18 protein-coding genes are annotated in these 17,167 nt (G+C 62.4%); 6 read left to right on the top strand and 12 right to left on the bottom strand.

From position 1 onward, the window contains the following. Positions 1-724: 724 nt before the first annotated feature. The 4 genes from AC4D2R_RS12620 (at position 725) to AC4D2R_RS12605 (ending at position 4,021) form a co-directional block, all read left to right on the top strand. On the top strand, positions 725-1,696 hold the full coding sequence (locus tag AC4D2R_RS12620; protein WP_490940277.1) for a spherulation-specific family 4 protein: 972 nt from the start codon (positions 725-727) through the stop codon (positions 1,694-1,696). 201 nt (positions 1,697-1,897) lie between these two features. Further along, entirely contained in the window at positions 1,898-2,485 is a 588-nt protein-coding gene (locus tag AC4D2R_RS12615) for a hypothetical protein (RefSeq protein ID WP_490940276.1), read from the top strand. A gap of 9 nt (positions 2,486-2,494) precedes the next feature. After that, positions 2,495-3,376 (top strand): DNA/RNA non-specific endonuclease, encoded by an 882-nt coding sequence (locus AC4D2R_RS12610; RefSeq protein ID WP_490940275.1) that lies wholly within the window; start codon positions 2,495-2,497, stop codon positions 3,374-3,376. Between the two features lie 201 nt (positions 3,377-3,577). Continuing rightward, positions 3,578-4,021: a hypothetical protein gene (locus AC4D2R_RS12605; protein ID WP_490940274.1), complete on the top strand. Its 444-nt coding sequence runs from the start codon at positions 3,578-3,580 to the stop codon at positions 4,019-4,021. A gap of 463 nt (positions 4,022-4,484) precedes the next feature. Here AC4D2R_RS12605 and AC4D2R_RS12600 read toward each other — a convergent pair whose 3' ends face one another. The 11 genes from AC4D2R_RS12600 to AC4D2R_RS12550 all read right to left on the bottom strand — a co-directional run bounded on the left by AC4D2R_RS12600 (position 4,485) and on the right by AC4D2R_RS12550 (position 14,248). Then, positions 4,485-5,990, bottom strand: coding sequence for an esterase/lipase family protein (locus AC4D2R_RS12600; protein WP_490940273.1), 1,506 nt, complete (start codon positions 5,988-5,990; stop codon positions 4,485-4,487). 169 nt (positions 5,991-6,159) lie between these two features. Then, complete coding sequence (locus AC4D2R_RS12595; RefSeq protein ID WP_490940272.1) at positions 6,160-6,453, bottom strand: hypothetical protein; 294 nt, start codon at positions 6,451-6,453, stop codon at positions 6,160-6,162. Positions 6,454-6,483: 30 nt separating this feature from the next. Beyond that, positions 6,484-6,708, bottom strand: a complete 225-nt coding sequence (locus AC4D2R_RS12590; protein WP_490940345.1) for a type I restriction-modification system subunit M N-terminal domain-containing protein — start codon at positions 6,706-6,708, stop codon at positions 6,484-6,486. A 76-nt stretch (positions 6,709-6,784) separates the two neighbouring features. Next, on the bottom strand, positions 6,785-7,444 hold the full coding sequence (locus AC4D2R_RS12585) for a DUF3223 domain-containing protein (RefSeq protein WP_490940271.1): 660 nt from the start codon (positions 7,442-7,444) through the stop codon (positions 6,785-6,787). Positions 7,445-7,783: 339 nt separating this feature from the next. Then, positions 7,784-8,758 carry a class 1b ribonucleoside-diphosphate reductase subunit beta gene (nrdF, locus tag AC4D2R_RS12580; RefSeq protein WP_490903546.1) on the bottom strand — a complete coding sequence of 325 codons (975 nt, stop codon included), beginning with the start codon at positions 8,756-8,758 and terminating at the stop codon, positions 7,784-7,786. Positions 8,759-8,902: 144 nt separating this feature from the next. Next, a complete protein-coding gene (gene nrdE, locus AC4D2R_RS12575; protein ID WP_490940270.1) occupies positions 8,903-11,068 on the bottom strand; it encodes a class 1b ribonucleoside-diphosphate reductase subunit alpha in 2,166 nt (721 codons plus the stop codon). Then, positions 11,065-11,523 (bottom strand): class Ib ribonucleoside-diphosphate reductase assembly flavoprotein NrdI, encoded by a 459-nt coding sequence (gene nrdI / locus AC4D2R_RS12570; RefSeq protein WP_490940269.1) that lies wholly within the window; start codon positions 11,521-11,523, stop codon positions 11,065-11,067. Before nrdI ends, nrdE begins: the two co-directional genes overlap by 4 nt. Positions 11,524-11,566: 43 nt before the next feature. Continuing rightward, positions 11,567-11,812 carry a glutaredoxin-like protein NrdH gene (gene nrdH / locus AC4D2R_RS12565; protein WP_490903549.1) on the bottom strand — a complete coding sequence of 82 codons (246 nt, stop codon included), beginning with the start codon at positions 11,810-11,812 and terminating at the stop codon, positions 11,567-11,569. A gap of 367 nt (positions 11,813-12,179) precedes the next feature. Beyond that, positions 12,180-12,713, bottom strand: a complete 534-nt coding sequence (locus AC4D2R_RS12560) for a DoxX family protein (RefSeq protein WP_490940268.1) — start codon at positions 12,711-12,713, stop codon at positions 12,180-12,182. Between the two features lie 239 nt (positions 12,714-12,952). Further along, positions 12,953-13,951 (bottom strand): class I SAM-dependent methyltransferase, encoded by a 999-nt coding sequence (locus tag AC4D2R_RS12555; protein ID WP_490940267.1) that lies wholly within the window; start codon positions 13,949-13,951, stop codon positions 12,953-12,955. A gap of 24 nt (positions 13,952-13,975) precedes the next feature. Continuing rightward, a complete protein-coding gene (locus AC4D2R_RS12550; protein WP_490940266.1) occupies positions 13,976-14,248 on the bottom strand; it encodes a hypothetical protein in 273 nt (90 codons plus the stop codon). Positions 14,249-14,446: 198 nt separating this feature from the next. On the opposite strand from AC4D2R_RS12550, the gene AC4D2R_RS12545 reads away from it, so the two are divergent. Together AC4D2R_RS12545 and AC4D2R_RS12540 are read left to right on the top strand one after the other, a co-directional pair. After that, positions 14,447-15,376: a LysR family transcriptional regulator gene (locus tag AC4D2R_RS12545; RefSeq protein WP_490940265.1), complete on the top strand. Its 930-nt coding sequence runs from the start codon at positions 14,447-14,449 to the stop codon at positions 15,374-15,376. A 120-nt stretch (positions 15,377-15,496) separates the two neighbouring features. Then, positions 15,497-16,480 (top strand): SDR family oxidoreductase, encoded by a 984-nt coding sequence (locus tag AC4D2R_RS12540; protein ID WP_490940264.1) that lies wholly within the window; start codon positions 15,497-15,499, stop codon positions 16,478-16,480. A gap of 1 nt (position 16,481) precedes the next feature. On the opposite strand, the gene AC4D2R_RS12535 is transcribed toward AC4D2R_RS12540, so the two are convergent. Further along, positions 16,482-17,135, bottom strand: coding sequence for a class I SAM-dependent methyltransferase (locus AC4D2R_RS12535; RefSeq protein ID WP_490940263.1), 654 nt, complete (start codon positions 17,133-17,135; stop codon positions 16,482-16,484). Positions 17,136-17,167 lie beyond the last annotated feature (32 nt).

Below are 17,167 nucleotides of genomic sequence, written 5' to 3'. Positions count from 1 at the left end.
CTGGTGCTGGTCCTGCTATGGCTATCCCTGCGCTGAAGACCAGCAGGCTCAGGGCGAATGCGCCGATCCGTCTGCGCCAGCCGTTCCCGGTTCTTGGGCGAGCCCGCGGGCCACGGGCACTTTCGGCAGTGGGCTTGCGCAGATTTCGGCTAGATCTGTGATGAACGGTCATCACGTACTCCTGGAGAAGTGGCCCACTAGCACGGACTGTGCCGGGCCGAGATTTTGGTGCTCGAAAGATCTCCGGCGAACTGACCGTCGTGAGGTCGTCGCTGTTGCACATCGGCGATCCGGAGGGCATCTTCAAGCCATCGGCGATGGCTGACCGTAAGGTCCGGCGTCGATCGACAGTGGGTTGCCGCTGGCCTGCAACTAAACCCTCAAGAACATAGTCGCATGTTTCGAAACATGCTGGAAGGTCTGTACGATCCGCACACCGTACGCACTTCTACGTATGGTGGCGTATCTTCGCTCGTTCCTATGATCAATGCACACGGGAGACTCGGTTCCCAGTGGACCGCCGTGAAGATGCGTGCTCCACAAGAGCTGTCACCAAGTGAGCAGTGCTCCTGAGCGTTTGCTTGACAACAACACCCGGGATTCCCACCCGCGCTACGTCAGCGTGCCGTGTGGCCGACCCTCCTACGTCGTCGGTCGAGCCGGCACCCGCCGCACGAGCGGCGGATAAGGGGATCCATCTCTTTTATATGCCACGGAGAACCCCATGAAGTCACCTGCGAAGAACTCGGTCTGGCACCGGATCGTTTTACTGCTTTCTCTGTTTATCTTTGGCCTGCTGATACCCGTCCTTGCCGCCCCGGCAGCCGTTGCGGCGCCTCCACAAGCGCCCTCGAACCTCACGGCATGGCATGACGGCGACCGGCAGGTCCGCCTTAGCTGGACCGACCGGTCGGTAAACGAAAGGGCCTTCTCAATCAGATACAGGACGAAAGGTGGAGCGTGGCAGCCCGCACCTCTCACTGTTCGCAATCAGCACCAGCTCGTACCCGCCTACTTCTACCCCAGTAGTGCAGACAAAAAATGGGAACGCATGTGTAACCGCATGAACACGCGCGGGGGCGGCTCCATCGCCATAATGAACCCTGGCAATGGTCCCGGTACGGGCGCAACGGCCAACCGTGATTACACCCGCGTCATTTCGTACTGCCACGCAAAAGGCCAGAAGGTCATTGGCTACGTTCACACCAACTACGGAAAACGGCCCATCGCCCAGGTCAAGGCGGACATCGACAAGTATTACCGGCTCTACAAGGTGGACGGGGTCTTCTTGGACGAGATGAGCAACACCGATTCCAGCACCACCAGGGCCTACTACCGCGAGCTCTACACCTCCATCAAAGCCAAAACCCCGGCGTGGGAAACAGTCGTCGGCAACCCCGGTGATGTAGCTTCCGGCCCCTGGCAGCTAGGCGCAACCCCGATCGCCGACATTCTAGTCATCTTCGAGGGAACGGCAGCAAAATATCGGTCGTGGGCTCCTCGACCGTGGGTCAAATCCCAGCCCGCCTCTAAATTCAGCCACCTCGTCTACGCAGCGAACGACCGCGAATTCCGGACCGTCTGTGCACGTTCGAAGGAGCGGTTCGCCGGCTACCTCTACATGACCAACGATGGCTTGCCGAATCCCTGGGACACCCTGCCTCCGTACTGGGAACGGCAGGCGCCGACATGCTAGTGACAACACGAACAACCCCCGATAGATAGGTAACGCGAGCCGTAGAAGCGTCGCCCACGCAACGCATGCGCGATCGATCGTGTGCAAGGCAGGGTCCGTGGTGTGTCCGTTTCGAAGGGGGTGATGTTTGCCCTCATGCGAGCGGACACGCCATGGGCTCTCATCATGCTGCCAGGTGCTCCACCCCCCAAGGAGTCCAGCTTGGCCATCAGCACGGTGCCGTCACACCAGCTTGCGTCCACGCCCATCCGCGTGTGTTCATCGCCATCCGGTCCGCGCCTCGAGTGCGGAACGTACCGGATCAGCTATTGCTTCCTTCACCAATCGATGGAACCCGCGCGCGATGCATCGGCGGAATTCCGGGACTGTTTTCGGGGCAAGGCCGACCCCGACGGATACTTTGAGATCGTCGGCGAAGATGATGAGGAGCGTCTCCAATACCACCTCGACCCTCCCTACAACGGCGTCTTCGAGTTCCCCGTTCTGCTGCGAGACCTCGCCGAGCAGGTCCGTGCCAGATACGCCGATGCACCTGCCACGGTCGGCATCTCAGCGTTGAGGCTTTTCGAGATCCACGTCCGGGAATCGGCACTGACCGCCACCCCTCCCTGGGAACCGGCGCCGGCCGCCAAGGAGGGCAAATGGTTCATGGAACTGGTCTCTTACGGTGTAGACACCACACGCCCGGCACCCGCAACGATCCACACCCCGATCCGTGAGCCGCACAATGTGCAGCGCCGGGGCGGCAGCTCCTGGACAATACTGCCTTCCCTCGGTCCACGATCGTAGCTTCACCTGATGGACGCACCCCTGCCCGGCCCCCAGTCCCTGCCCGGTGACAACCTGGCGGGCCGCACCGGCTTCGACGAGCGGTTCCTGGGCGTGGATGTTCCCGTGCCGCAGCTGACCCTGGACGTGGAAACCGTCCTGCTGCCCTACACCCACTTCAGCGTCCTGATGCGCCTGGACAAACGCCTGGCCGCCGTCGCCGCCCTGGGGATCGACGGCGCACGGCTCATGGACCGGGACCGTGACGGGATGCGCTGGCGGCTGGATCCGCGCCTGGATGAGGACCAGCAGACCGGGGAGCGGGTCTACGCCGGCAACGACCTGGACCGCGGACACATGGCCCGCCGGGCCTCGGCCGTCTGGGGCGACACCGCCGAGGAGGCCGAACGGGCCAACCGGGACACCTTCCACTACACCAACGCCGCCCCGCAGGCCGCCCGCTTCAACCAGGGCATGGAGCTCTGGCTTGGCCTGGAGTCCTACCTGCTGAACAATGCCGCCGATCACCGCCGGCGCCTGATCGTGTTCACCGGGCCCGTGTTCGGTGAGGCCGACCCGGTGTACCGGGGGGTGGGGATCCCGCTGCGCTTCTTCAAGGTCGCCGCGTTCCTCCACGGCGGGAACCTGGCCTCCACCGGGTACATCGTGGACCAGACACCGGTGCTGCCGGACCTGGACGAGGCCCGCCGGCTCCTCGGGGACGCTCCGCCGCTGGGCCCGTTCCGCACCTTCCAGGTCCCCGTGGCCGACATCGCCGCCCTGACCGGGCTCGGGCTGGACCGGCTGGCCGCCGTCGACCGGATGCCCCAGATGCGCACCGCCGCAGCCGGAAGCATCGGATCGGCATGGGTCGAACTGGCCGCACTGGCCGACATCATCTGGTCCCTGTAGTGCCGCAGGCGCAGCAGGAGTTGACCAAAGAACATCTGTCGTCCCGTGGGTTGTATTCGACCTGCGTGAAGTGGACCCGGCACGGCTGCAATGGTTCCCGCCACGGCTCGTCGACGGGCCCACGGGTCCGCGTCGCATGCACGCGCTGGACGGCACGCGCCGTGGGCGGAAGAATCAGGGCGCGACGAAAGCGAGACCGCCATGAGACTTCCCGAAGCCCTCCGCCGGCAGCTGCGGCTCCCGCCCTCCGACCTGACGATTGAGAAGGCCCGGGAACGCATCGTGCTGGACAGCAGGCTGGGCCGGGTCACTCCTGCGTCGGTGCTGAAGATGGTCGCCGACGCCGACGCGCGAACACAGCCTGGACGGACCGGCTCCCCAACTATCTACTTGTTGCCCGTACCGCGCACGGCGGAAGAGTTGAAGGACGCGGTCCTTCAACAATTCGGGGGACGCGCGGTGCCCGGTGATCTCGATGCGCTCCTCGACGCACTCCTCCAACAACTTCTCCCGGCCGTGGCATGGGACTGGTTCAACGGGGACAACAGCTATCTCCAAGCCCGTCCCATCGATGTCCTGATCCTGCACGGCACCGCCCCGGTCCGCGAAGCCGTCCGCGCGCTCGAACAGGGAGCCTACGGGTGAGTTGACTAATGCCTGCGAGCGTCCTCTATTCGGCTTGCTACATGTCTTCGTCGGAGTATCGATACTCATGGCGAAGGCTCTTGATCTGTTTTAGAGCGATGAAAATTAGAACGGGCCCAAGGACAAGAGACACAGCGGCTGCGATAGTCGCCTCGGTGGAAGGATTCCAGAAGGCGAGAAACACCAACGCAACGGTGATCCCGCCCAAAGCTATGCTCTGCATCGTCCACCAGATCGTGCCGCGGCGTACTGTAGGATGCGTCCATTTTCCAGTCAATACATCTCCCCCTGATTGACGAAGCCTGCAATTTTCGACCTTGGGCACTTGAGCCTAGTCGCAACGGATGCAGTGCATGCACCCCCGTCGACCGTGACAACGGTACCCGGACGATACATCCCACAACTCATGACTCAACTTGAAATGTCGCATTGAGCGATCCTGAGCGGGCACTTTTTGTGGAGGCTACCAAGGTAGAACTTCGTTCATCACCGCTGCAGAAGCCGGTGGTAGTTGTATTGACGCCAGAAGTTCTTTGACTCGGGGATTTCCAAGGTAAGAGAAATGGTCAGAAAGTACTTCAATCGTCTCGGTTACCTGTCCATCTGCGATGGCAGACGTGAGAGAGACAATGCCGTCATTTTTGGTAAGTGGAAAAGCCGCGGCAGCAAGCCCAGAGACGGCAGACGAGAAGATTCCCCTGTAAGTGTCGGCTGTCCCGCTAGGATCAATGATTCCTCCGACCGCGGTCACATCCAGCGGCCAGTCCTTTTGATCGTTGATATGCGACGAGTCACGCCCCATCGCCTCTATCCCGCGAGGCAGCTTGGTCATGATGAGGAGTCCCGCCAGGCGTGTCCCTACGTCCATGGCCACGCCCCCGGCGAACCTGAGCACTCCAAACAGGGTCATCACACCAAGGAGACCTCCACTCGCCACATCCACGATAGGTGTACCAAGGTATGGTGTTCCCAAAGAGATCAGCTTGACGGTGCACGGCCTGCCTTCTAATCTGGCCTGTGCCTCGCGTGCGACAAGCCCTCCCCTCGAATGTGCAACGAGGACAACATGCTCGAGCCCGAGCCTCTTTATCTCTTGAACCAGCTCCTTGGAGTTGCTGTGGACAGGCAGCCACGTGTCATGCTCGAAACGGGATATGGACACTCCTGGGCCCAGTGCCGAGCGCAAGGCAGCGGCCAGAGGCATCGAAGAAGCCATCGTTCCATGCACGGCGATAACGGCCGATGACCCCGGTTCAGCGGCTTTCAGTTCTGTTATTGCTGGGCATGATGCAGCGGTTTCCCTGTCTGCAAACTCTTGAATCCACCGTCTCCGCGCGGCAAAGGGATCCGGCCGGTCGCGGTGGAACATCTGATGGACACCCAGGAAGAGCCGGGCAACCAGGTAGGAAACTGTTGCGATCGGTCCCAGGTCCAGGTCCGAAGACCCCGAGGGAGCTTTCGCTACTCCGTCGAGGACACGGGAATTTTCCCCGGTGTAGAGGCGCCAGATCAGGAACTGACTGAGCGGTTCGTTGGGGATGTAGTCTCGCAGTTCTTCTGCTATCGCGGTGCGGTCCCTCTTCTCGTATTCCGAGTCGAAGGTGAATCTAACCTCTACGCGGCGGGTGTTGGGTAGAACCGGGACGATGAACCCATCCCCCCAGAAGGCAATCGCGCCAACCGTCTCGTCCCCGACCTGAGCACGAATGGCATTTTGTCCGGCGCTAAACGTCGTGGGACCGATTGATAGAGCCCCGTCTACACCCCATCGAAAAGACGGGGCCCTACTGGCAGTTTGTTCGTTGGCACTCCACGTGCCGAAAGACGTGGGGTTCATTGCACCGATAGGACTCCATGTCTCCGGAGTGGTTCCCATCATGAGATCCGATGCTGCGGCCTCCCTGACAACCCGATTGAATAGCGATTCATTGGTAGTTGCCCAGCGTGGCCATATGTCGATTTGATCCATCGTCAGGTTCCCGATTTGGGTCTGTGGGAAGTAGGCCCCGCCAGGGCCGCGGGAGTGGTCCTGATTCCCAACGATATGCAGTGGGGCGGCGTCATATTCTTCACCGTTGCTATCAATGGCCCGAAATGAGTACATGCGAACAAAATACTCCCCAAAGACTGGCCTGTCTCTATGTAACCCATCGCCGGCCTCTGGACAGGTATCCAAAGGGAAACTCCTCGATGCGCAGCCCGGCCGAAGCGATCTTGCCAAGCATGTATTCGTGGAGGTCACCCTTGGTGTCGCGCTCATCCATGGGGATTTCGTCGATGATGTCGACGACTTTTTCCAGTAGCCCGGCGTTGGGGATGGTGAAGCGCGCGTCTTTCATGTGTTGGGCGTAGGAAGACTCTTCGCCGTTGGCCAACTGGACCAAACCAGTGCGCAGGAACGGGAAGATGTGTTCGGCGAAAACGGTGTACATCTCGTCGCGGGAGAAGTTTTTGAACTTGCTTCAGCGGAAGTCCTGGTAGGAGCGGCCCTTGTCATCGAAGCCTGTGGGGAATACCGGGTTCTCGACCGGTTTACCGGTGCGGTTGGCCTTGTTCTCCGCACGGGTCTGGTTCTCATCCAGCCGCTTCAGGAACAGCAGATACGTTATCTGTTCGATCACTTCCAAGGGGTTGGAGATGCCGCCAGTCCAGAACGCATTCCAGACCTTGTCTACCTGGGATTTGATTTCGCCTGTTATTACCGTTTGAGTTTAGACGGTATTCCCCGGGCGATAGGGCAGGCTCGCGGGCATGCATCGGACGTCAGACGATCGAGTTAGCGTGCTCCCAGAGCACGATGTCCATTCCATCCATTCGTGCCTGCTGGAACGCAACCCATCGTTCGGCTAGTTCCCGATCTTCCAGCCGGTAGCCTGATCCAGGATTGGCCTTAACAAGGCCAATCTCCTCGACGGTCAGGCCCTCCGCGGTCATGAACAATTGGTGCAACTCACGGCGCGCCGGCCGTCGATGCACCGCATTCGCAAGTCTGACGTCGGAGATTATCACGCCCGTATCCGCACAGGTGACAACGTCCGCAGCAAACGCACGCTCGCGGAACTCTCTCGTGAGATGAATAGCTTCCTGGGTAAGCGCCTCGGCCAACTTTGCCCTAGGGCCGGGTTTGTTGATGATCTTTGAGTACCCGAACGGGACTGTATCTGTTCCGCCCTCTTGCATGATCGAGAAACCCCGTGTCCGCTTTCCATCCACGTTATTTCTCGTAGCTACCCAATGACTGATCCCGGGCCCGATCTTTTCTTGAGGACTGTCATGGAGGCTGACCAGCTCAGTCAGGATCCGGGCAAGAGTTTCATCCACCACAACCTGGCCGTCATCGTGCTTTTCACGCTGTTCGCTCAGGTAGTCCAGTACTTTTTTCTTTGACGGAAACGTAAAGGGTCCTACGTTGTACTCGGCCATTTCTTCCCCATCAAATAGTTGTGTTCTGGAAGCTCCCTAGCTGAGCCTTAAGATTCGTCGACGGCAGCGAGCGAGCCTGAATTCGTCGAAAAACGGCCCCGCACGCACTTGCATGCGGGGCCGTCCGGGTCAGGTTTGGAGGACGCGACAAGCTCACGTCCACCGAGTAGTCGGTGTCTCAACAACTGCCAACTAACTTGTCACGGATGCCATGTTATTTGTCACTCGCCAACTAACTTGTCACTTGTGTCAACTATCTTGGCAACTCACAACCAATTGGGTTGTCCAAGGACCAAGTGGGTTGTCCAAAGGGCCAAGTGGGTTGTCCATCTACAGACCTTAGAAGTCCCAGTCGTCGTCCTCGGTGTTGACTGCCTTGCCGATCACGTAGGACGAGCCCGAGCCGGAGAAGAAGTCGTGGTTCTCGTCAGCGTTCGGTGAGAGCGCCGACAGGATCGCCGGGTTCACATCCGTCACGGTGGACGGGAACATCGCCTCGTAGCCCAGGTTCATCAGCGCCTTGTTGGCGTTGTAGTGAAGGAACTTCTTGACGTCCTCGGCAAGACCCACGGAATCGTAGAGGTCGTGCGTGTACTGGACCTCGTTCTCGTACAGCTCGAAAAGCAGTTCGTAGGTGTAGTCCTTGATCTCCTGCTTGCGCGCCTCCGACTGACCCTCGAGGCCCTTCTGGAACTTGTACCCGATGTAGTAGCCGTGCACGGCCTCGTCACGGATGATCAGGCGGATCAGGTCTGCGGTGTTCGTCAGCTTGGCCCGTGAAGACCAGTACATCGGCAGGTAGAACCCGGAGTAGAACAGGAAGCTCTCCAGCAGGGTGGAAGCCACCTTCCGCTTCAGCGGGTCATCGCCACGGTAGTAGTCCGTCACGATCTGCGCCTTCTTCTGAAGGTTCACATTCTCGGTGGACCAGCGGAACGCCTCGTCGATCTCCTTGGTGGAGGCCAGCGTGGAGAAGATCGAGGAGTAGCTCTTGGCGTGCACCGACTCCATAAACGCGATGTTGGTGTACACCGCCTCCTCCTGCTGGGTGATCGCGTCGGGAATCAGGCTGACGGCACCAACAGTGGCCTGCACCGTGTCGAGCAGAGTGAGACCGGTGAACACGCGCATGGTGAGCTGCTGCTCGTCCGGAGTCAGGGTTGCCCAGGACTGGACGTCGTTGGACAGGGGCACCTTCTCCGGCAGCCAGAAGTTATTGACCAGCCGGTTCCAGACCTCCACGTCCTTGTCGTCCTGGATGCGGTTCCAGTTGATGGCCTCAACATGGCTGAGAAGCTTCAGTTTTTCGGTCATGACTCCGACTCGCTTTCTGAGGTAAAACTTTGATTTGGCTGAGTCTTCGATGCAATACCTGCAGTCGGCTTTCTCAATGCCTTCGTTGTGGAATGTCCGGCGGGTGGGTCATTCCCTCGGGAATGACCCACCCAATTTAGTTGCCTAAAGCATGCAACTGACGCAGCCATCTACCTCGGTCCCTTCCAGCGCGAGCTGGCGGAGACGGATGTAGTAGATGGTCTTGATGCCCTTGCGCCACGCGTAGATCTGCGCCTTGTTGATGTCGCGGGTCGTGGCGGTGTCCTTGAAGAACAGCGTCAGGGACAGGCCCTGGTCCACGTGCTGCGTCGCCGCGGCGTACGTGTCGATGATCTTCTCGTAGCCGATCTCGTACGCGTCCTGGTAGTACTCAAGGTTGTCGTTCGTCAGGTACGGAGCCGGGTAGTACACGCGGCCCAGCTTGCCTTCCTTGCGGATCTCGATCTTCGAGGCCACAGGGTGGATCGAGGACGTCGAGTTGTTGATGTAGCTGATCGATCCGGTCGGAGGCACGGCCTGCAGGTTCTGGTTGAAGATGCCGTGCTCCATGACCGAGGCCTTCAGGGCACGCCAGTCCTCCTGCGTGGGGATGTGGACGTTCTGGAACAGCTCGGCCACGCGCGGGGTCTCCGGAACCCAGGCCTGGTCGGTGTACTTGTCGAAGAACTCGCCCGAGGCGTACTTGGACTTCTCGAAGCCGCCGAAGGTCCGGCCGGTCTCGATGGCCAGCAGGTTCGAGGCCCGGATGGCGTGGAAGACCACGGTGTAGAAGTAGATGTTTGTGAAGTCCAGGCCTTCTTCGGAGCCGTAGTGGACCCGCTCGCGGGCCAGGTAGCCGTGCAGGTTCATCTGGCCCAGGCCGATGGCGTGCGACTGCTCGTTGCCCTTGGCGATCGAAGGAACCGAGGTGATGTTGGACATCACCGACACGGCCGAGAGGGCGCGTATCGCTGTCTCAATGGTGCGCCCGAAGTCCGGGGAGTCCATGGTCTTGGCGATGTTCAGCGAACCCAGGTTGCACGAGATGTCCTTGCCGGTCTCGGCGTAGGAAAGGTCGTCGTGGTAGGTGGTGGGCTCCGACACCTGCAGGATCTCCGAGCACAGGTTGCTCATGATGATCTTGCCCTCGATCGGGTTGGCCCGGTTCACCGTGTCCTCGAACATGATGTACGGGTAGCCGGATTCGAACTGGATCTCGGCGAGGGTCTGGAAGAACTCGCGCGCCTTGATCTTGGTCTTCTTGATCCGGGCGTCGTCGACCATTTCGTAGTACTTCTCGGTGACGTTCACGTCGGAGAACGGCATGCCGTAGACCTTCTCGACGTCGTACGGGGAGAACAGGTACATGTCCTCGTCGCGCTTGGCCAGCTCGAAGGTGATGTCGGGAACGACGACGCCGAGGGACAGGGTCTTGATGCGGATCTTCTCGTCGGCGTTCTCACGCTTGGTGTCGAGGAACCGGTTGATGTCCGGGTGGTGGGCGTGAAGGTACACCGCGCCGGCGCCCTGGCGGGCACCGAGCTGGTTGGCGTAGGAGAAGCTGTCTTCGAGGAGCTTCATCACGGGGATGACGCCGGAGGACTGGTTCTCGATCTGCTTGATCGGCGCGCCAACCTCGCGGATGTTGGTCAGGGCGAAGGCGACGCCGCCGCCGCGCTTGGAGAGCTGCAGGGCGGAGTTGATGGACCGCCCGATGGACTCCATGTTGTCTTCGATGCGCAGCAGGAAGCAGGAGACCAGCTCGCCGCGCTGGGCCTTGCCCGCGTTGAGGAAGGTGGGGGTGGCCGGCTGGAAGCGGCCCTCGATGATCTCGTCGACAAGCTGGGTGGCGAGCGTCTCGTCACCGTTGGCCAGGTGCAGGGCGACCATGCACACACGGTCCTCGTAGCGCTCGAGGAAGCGCTTGCCGTCGAACGTCTTGAGCGTGTACGAGGTGTAGAACTTGAAGGCGCCGAGGAAGGTCTCGAAGCGGAACTTCTTGCCGTAGGCGCGCTTGTAGAGGTCGCGGATGAAGTTCATCGTGTACTGGTCGAGGGTCTCCCGCTCGTAGTACTCGTTCTTCACGAGGTAGTCGAGCTTCTCCTCGAGGTCGTGGAAGAAGACAGTGTTGTTATTGACGTGCTGCAGGAAGTACTGGTGCGCGGCCTCCTTGTCGGCCTCGAACTGGATCTCTCCGTCAGGCCCGTACAGGTTGAGCATGGCGTTGAGCTCGTGGTAGCCCAGGTCCTTGTAGCGGGCATCGATGCTGTGCTTTGTCGCTCCAGCCGTGTCCGTCTCTGCAACACTCATTTCCAAAACTCTTCCAATCCTTGTTGTACCCGGTCTACGTCCTCTGACGTCCCCATAAGTTCAAACCGATATAAAACGGGAACCCCGCATTTGGCGGCGACGATATCCGCTGCCAGGCAGTAGGTTTCGCCGAAATTTGTATTACCCGCTCCGATAACTCCGCGAAGGAGAGAGCGGTTTTCTTCATTGTTCAAAAACTTGATGACCTGCCGCGGCACCGCTCCCCTGCCGGACTCTCCACCATAGGTGGGCAGGACCAGCACGTAGGGCTTCAGTGCCCGAAGGGTTGGTTCCTTCGTGAGCAGCGGCAGCCGGGCCGCCTGTGCGTCCAGCTTGGTGACAAACCGGTGCGTATTGTCCGAGACCGACGAAAAGTAGATCAGGGGCGCATCGGTAACCCCGCCGGGAGCGGGCTGCTCCAGGCGGGGTGTCAGGATATCCGCGGTGGTAGTCATGATCGGCAGTGACGGCCGGCCTGGTCCTGAAGGAGCAGGGAAATCAGGCGACCGAGGTGACGGCCAGCTCGGCCAGCTCGTTGATCTTGTCGGGGCGGAAACCGGACCAGTGATCCTGGTCGGTGATGACCACCGGAGCCTGCATGTAGCCCATTGAACGAAGGCGTTCCAGCGCCGCGGGATCCTGTGAGATGTCCACGGTCTGGTAGGTGATGCCCTTCTTGTCCAGAGCCCGGTAAGTAGCGTTGCACTGCACGCATGCTGGCTTGGTGTAAACCGTTACGGTCATGTCCCTGTCCCCTTCTTAATCCTGCTGTGTTGCTGTGTCTGCGGGTGTTGGTGGAGCGTCCCGAAAAGGGGGAAATTCCGGGGAACTTCCGGCCCTGTGGTTCCTGCCCGGCCAGCGGTTGATTCGATATCTAGATACTACATCTAGTGCGGGCTGCCGATACAGACCCCAAGATGATGTATTACAAGTATGTCATTTTGGCGGCCCTGAGTCCACATGTAATCCACAGGCGGGGCCCTCCCCGAGCCGCGGATTTCCGCACTTTCGCACCCCTGAGTGCACACCCTGTGGAGTACTTGCACACAGCAAAAAATTGCTTGTGTCCTGTCTTCTTCGGCGTGTCGCAGGGCAACGAAAAGGTTCATCCTCAGCTCTCCCGAGTGGTACCCGGCCTCCGGCGCGGGACGCGGCGCGGAGGCCCTCCCTCTACTCCGATCCGCCGGTTCCGGTACCCACGGATGCTGGGCTCCAGAACGAACAGCACTGCCGCGAGGAAGACCAACTGGATGAGGGTGCGGGGAAGCAGCGCGGTAGCGGGACTGCCGCTGACGGTGAGGCCGGCGGTGGCTGCGTAAACGTTCGCGGGAAAGATCGCCAGCAGGAGCAGGAAGAGTCCTGCCGCGGCCCAGGGCGCGGTGCGCCGGTGGAGCAACCCCACCGCGCCCAGGAGCTCCAGGATGCCGGTGACGGTGACGAGCAGTCCGGGGTATGGAAGGACCGGTGGGACCATGGCGATAAGGTCCCCGCGCATGTCGTTGAAGTGTGCCGTGCCGGTGAGCAGGAACATGGCTGCCAGCCCGCCCCGCACGCACACCCGCCATGACCGCAGTGCCCGCACTCCAGCTGTGCCGGCTCCCCGGAGCACCAGGGTGACGGCCAAAAGGGTGATCAGGGGTGCCATTGCCGGCTCCTTCGACGCGGCTGAGGAATGCTAATGCGAACCCTTGCCTTTTCCGGCACCACCCTTGCAGGAAAATGTACGAAGGCCCGCTCGTCCCAATTAATCTATACCCGCATATTCGCGACCGACAGGGCCAATAGCACAGGGCCAATAGCAACTACGCACAGCTGCGCCAATCTCCACCCGGACTCCCCCGGGGCCCGCAAATGGCGCCGTTCCGCCGGGGCCGTGAACGCCAGTTATGCCCTGCGATCGAGGATGAGCTGGTGCACGTCGAGGTAGCCGGCCTGGAATCCGGCCCGGCAGTAGTGAAGGTAGAACCGCCACATCCGCTCGAATGCCTCGTCGAATCCCAGGGCCGCGACGTCGTCGTGCCGGGCACTGAAGCGTTCCTCCCAGAGGCGCAGCGTCTGCGCGTAGTGGTCGCCCATCGACAGCCGTTCGCGCACCCGCAGGCTCGTGAAACGCTCGGTAGTTTCCTCGATGGCCCGGAGCGAGGGGATGAAGCCGCCCGGGAAGATGTACTTCTTGATCCAGGTGTAGCTTCCGCGGGCGGCAAGCATCGCCTCGTGCGGGACGGTGATGGCCTGGATGCCCGCCCTCCCGCCCGGGGCGAGGACCCGGTCGATGGTATCGAAGTAGACGGGCCAGTATTCGTGGCCGACGGCCTCAATCATTTCAACCGACACGACGGCGTCGTACTCTCCCTCGACCTCGCGGTAATCCTTGAGCTCGATCCGTACCCGGTCCCCCGCGCCCGTCTCGGCAATGCGGCGCTCGGCGAGCTCCTTCTGCTCGCTGGAGAGGGTGATCGAGGCAGTTTCCGCTCCGCGTGCGGCCGCCCTGAGCGCCAGTTCGCCCCAGCCCGTCCCTATTTCAAGCACCCGGGAGCCTTCACCAACCCGCGCGCGGTCGAGCAGGCGGTCGATCTTGCGCCGCTGCGCTTCGGCGAGCGCGTCCCACGTGACCTGGCCGAGCGCGGGACCGGTGGCGTCGAACAGCGCGGATGAGTAAGACATCGTCTCGTCAAGGAACAGGGCGAACAGGTCGTTTGAAAGGTCGTAGTGGTGGGCGATGTTCGAACGCGCGTTTGCCGTGGTGTTCTTTTCGCGGTGCGGCGGTTTAGGCAGGTGGATCGCGCTCAGCTTCTGCAGTGGCGCCGGAACCAGGTTCGAAACGCTCGCCGCGAAGACCTCGAGCAGCGCGGCGGGGTCCGGGGAGGTCCAGTCCTCGGCCATGTACGCCTCCCCCAGCCCGATCAGTCAGCTGTCACCGAGCCGGGCGAAGAAGTCGGCGGGACGGTGGATCCGCATTTCCGGGACGGGCCCGCCGCCCGTGCCACCGCCCGTGCCACCGCCGAGCACCGTGCCGTCGTCGTAGACCACCCGCAGCGGCAGCCCGGCCACTGCGGAGGTGAAGAGCCGCTTCGCTACCGCCGCGGCGACCTTGGCCTTCGCCCCTGCGGGAACGAGTGCTACATCGGGCCAGGCCGCGGGATCGACTCCCGACTCGGAACGGATAACCGGGGTGCTCATCTCACTGCCTCCTGGAATTCTCGGTGCGGCCGGAGCGGAGGACGGGCCGTGGAGCCAGAGCCTAATCCATCAGCGCCGCGATCAGTAGGTAACACAGGGAAAAACGCTCGGTGGTATCGGCTATTGTTCGGAGTCGAACCGCGCAGCGGTTGCTCCGCTGCATTGCGGGCGTTGGATGAGGCAGGGAAAGGACGGCGCGTGGTCAACCCGGTTCATCTGCGGACCCTGCTCGAAGTCATCCGCCACGGGTCCTTTTCGGGTGCCGCCGCCACTCTTGGCTACACGGCGTCGGCGGTGTCGCAGCAAATGTCCGCGCTGGAGAAGGACACCGGGGCCAGGCTGTTCGAGCGCAGTGCCCGCAGCGCGGTCCCCACCGAGGCCGCCGTTGTCATGTCCCGCCACGCGGCGAAGGTGCTCACCGACATCGACGCGCTGCTGGCCTCCGCCACCCGTACCCAGTCGGAGACCGCCCAGGAACTCCGGCTTGGGATCTTCCCCAGCCTTGCCACCTACGCCCTGCCGCGCCTGCTCTCCACGCCCCAGTGGCGGATGCTCGGCATCAACCTCAAGGTCTACGTCGCCGAGCCGGCCCAGACCATCCAGGGGCTCCGCACCGGCGGCGAACTCGATCTCGCACTGGTCTACCAGGTGGGCCAGGCCGGCCTTGCCTGGCCCACCAGTGTGAGCAGGCAGTGGATCGGCGACGACGACTTCCGCGTCGTCCTTCCTGCGGCCTGGGGCATCCGCCCCGGATCGCCGGTAAGCGCCGACCAGCTCGCCGACATGCCCTGGATCCTGCACCACCCCGGCACCGCGGATGCCACGGTCATCGAGCGGCTCTTCGCCAGCTGCAACCTGCACCCCCGGGTTGTCGCCTACTGCGACGACTTCAACGCGAGCCTCGAGATGACCGCCGCTGGGCTCGGGGCGGCGCTGGTTCCCGAGTTGGCAATGCTCAACCGGCCTCCGGGAATCGTGACGCTCGACGTTCCCGAGATCCGCCTGGCCCGCAGTATCTTCGCCCTGCAGACCAGCGACCGCCAGAGTACGAGGGTGCGCCTGTTCATGGACCAGCTGGCCGACATCCTCAAGGAACAAAGCATCGAGCCCAAGCACATTCCCTCGTAAATTCCAGCAGGCTTTCCGCCGGGAAAAACGTTGTCGGCCTCCGGGCCTCTCGCTAGCCTCGAAAACGGGCATGCCGGCTTCCTGCCGCATGCGGATGATGCAGCGTCGAGAGGAAAGCCAGTGGGCAAGAAACAGCGGGTCGTCGTCATCACCGGCGCGTCGAGCGGGATCGGCCGGGCCACCGCGCTTGCGTTCGCCAAGACCAACGCACTGCTCGTCCTCGCCGGCCGCCGGGAGGAGGCGCTCCTTTCCCTGGTGGAGGAGTGCGAGATCTACGGGGGGCGGGCGCTGGCCGTACCCACCGACGTGAGCGACGCCGATGCCGTCGATGCCCTTGCCGACCGCGCCGTTGCCGAGTTCGGGCGCCTCGACGTGTGGGTGAACAACGCCGCCGTGACGCTGTTCTCCCCCTTCCTCAAGGTGCCGCTCAGGGATTTTGACCGGGTGCTCGACGTCAACATCAAGGGCTACGTCTACGGTGCGCGGGCCGCCCTGGAGAGGATGCGGGAGCAGGGCTCGGGCACGCTGATCAATGTCTCGTCGATCGTGGGCGAGGTTCCGCAGCCGTACACCGCCGCCTATTCGATGTCCAAGGCCGCTGTCCGTGCCCTCGGGGTGAGCCTGCGCTCGGAGCTGCTGCTCGACAAGGCCCGGAAGGTCCACGTGTGCACGGTGCTCCCGCCGACCATTGATACCCCGATCTTCCATCAGGCAGCCAACTACACGGGCCGCCGGGCGGTGGCCATGCCCCCGGTGTACAGTCCCGACAAGGTTGCCTCCGCCATCGTGGGCCTCGCCGCGTCGCCGCGCCCCGAAGTGGTCCTGGGCCGCTTGGGCCGCTCCCTCGTCCGCCAGCACCGGTTCAATCCGCGGCGGGTCGAAAAGATGATGGCCCATCAGGTGGAGAAGACTCATCTGTCCCGCACCGAGCCCGCTGAGGACACGAGCGGGAACCTCTACGCCTCCTCCCTCGACCCCGACACCGCCGGGGTGACCGGCGGCTGGAGCGGGAAGCGGAGGACCCTCCAGCGCTCGCTGGCCGGCGCGGCCCTGCTGACCGGAGGCGGATTGGTCGTCCGGCGCCTGCTGCAGAACCAGCCGTAGGTTACGAAGCGCGGCGGCCCACCCGCACCTGCAGGTGTCCGCCGCGCGCGGCCCGGGCAACGACCTCGATGCAGTCCTGCTCCACCGCCGTCCACGGGTGTGCGGTGATGTCGGCTCCGCCCAGACGGCAGGCGGCCCGGGCAAGCGGTGCGGCGAGGGCAAAGCGGCCAACCGGCTCCCGCATGTCAACGACGCCCAGCATTGCCTCCGGTGCGCTGAGCCCAAGCATCGTCTCCCACGCTGCCTGCCACCGGGGCATCAGGGAAAGGGAATAGGTGGCCAGGGACGCATTGAAGCGCGGCAGCGCCCCCGCAGCCGCGACCCGTTCCGCTAGCTCCTCCGGACCGGCCTCCGTAGCGTCGGCCCGCAGCAGGATCACGTTCGTCCAGCCGTTGCGCACCGCTTTCCGGCGGGCCTGGGCAAGCATGTCGGCACTGCGGTCAATGCCGACGATCACTCCCCCTGGCTGAATGCGCTCCTGCAGGAGCCCGAAGTTGAGCCCGGTGCCGCATCCGACGTCGAGAACCTGGTCACCGGGCCGCAGGCCAAGCGCCCCGATGCCGAGCACGCGCCCAGCTCGGTAGACCGGACACTCACCGGAGAGGAGGTCATAGAAGGGGGCGAAAGTTGTGTATTTGTCCGGAATCGGCCTCACTCCTGGCATTGGGCCGGCACAAGGCCGCCGGC

The organism is Arthrobacter sp. TJ-217 (assembly GCF_058269255.1).
This window is presented reverse-complemented; position numbering and strand designations above follow the sequence as displayed.

Excerpts from the sequence above, each read along its gene's own strand:
- AC4D2R_RS12600 (WP_490940273.1), bottom strand. The coding sequence starts at position 5,990 with ATGGATCAAATCGACATATGGCCACGCTGGGCAACTACCAATGAATCG.
- AC4D2R_RS12595 (WP_490940272.1), bottom strand. The coding sequence starts at position 6,453 with ATGTACACCGTTTTCGCCGAACACATCTTCCCGTTCCTGCGCACTGGT.
- AC4D2R_RS12610 (WP_490940275.1), top strand. The coding sequence starts at position 2,495 with ATGGACGCACCCCTGCCCGGCCCCCAGTCCCTGCCCGGTGACAACCTG.
- AC4D2R_RS12550 (WP_490940266.1), bottom strand. The coding sequence starts at position 14,248 with ATGAGCACCCCGGTTATCCGTTCCGAGTCGGGAGTCGATCCCGCGGCC.
- nrdH (WP_490903549.1), bottom strand. The coding sequence starts at position 11,812 with ATGACCGTAACGGTTTACACCAAGCCAGCATGCGTGCAGTGCAACGCT.
- nrdI (WP_490940269.1), bottom strand. The coding sequence starts at position 11,523 with ATGACTACCACCGCGGATATCCTGACACCCCGCCTGGAGCAGCCCGCT.
- nrdF (WP_490903546.1), bottom strand. The coding sequence starts at position 8,758 with ATGACCGAAAAACTGAAGCTTCTCAGCCATGTTGAGGCCATCAACTGG.
- nrdE (WP_490940270.1), bottom strand. The coding sequence starts at position 11,068 with ATGAGTGTTGCAGAGACGGACACGGCTGGAGCGACAAAGCACAGCATC.
- AC4D2R_RS12585 (WP_490940271.1), bottom strand. The coding sequence starts at position 7,444 with ATGGCCGAGTACAACGTAGGACCCTTTACGTTTCCGTCAAAGAAAAAA.
- AC4D2R_RS12605 (WP_490940274.1), top strand. The coding sequence starts at position 3,578 with ATGAGACTTCCCGAAGCCCTCCGCCGGCAGCTGCGGCTCCCGCCCTCC.
- AC4D2R_RS12560 (WP_490940268.1), bottom strand. The coding sequence starts at position 12,713 with ATGGCACCCCTGATCACCCTTTTGGCCGTCACCCTGGTGCTCCGGGGA.
- AC4D2R_RS12620 (WP_490940277.1), top strand. The coding sequence starts at position 725 with ATGAAGTCACCTGCGAAGAACTCGGTCTGGCACCGGATCGTTTTACTG.
- AC4D2R_RS12555 (WP_490940267.1), bottom strand. The coding sequence starts at position 13,951 with ATGGCCGAGGACTGGACCTCCCCGGACCCCGCCGCGCTGCTCGAGGTC.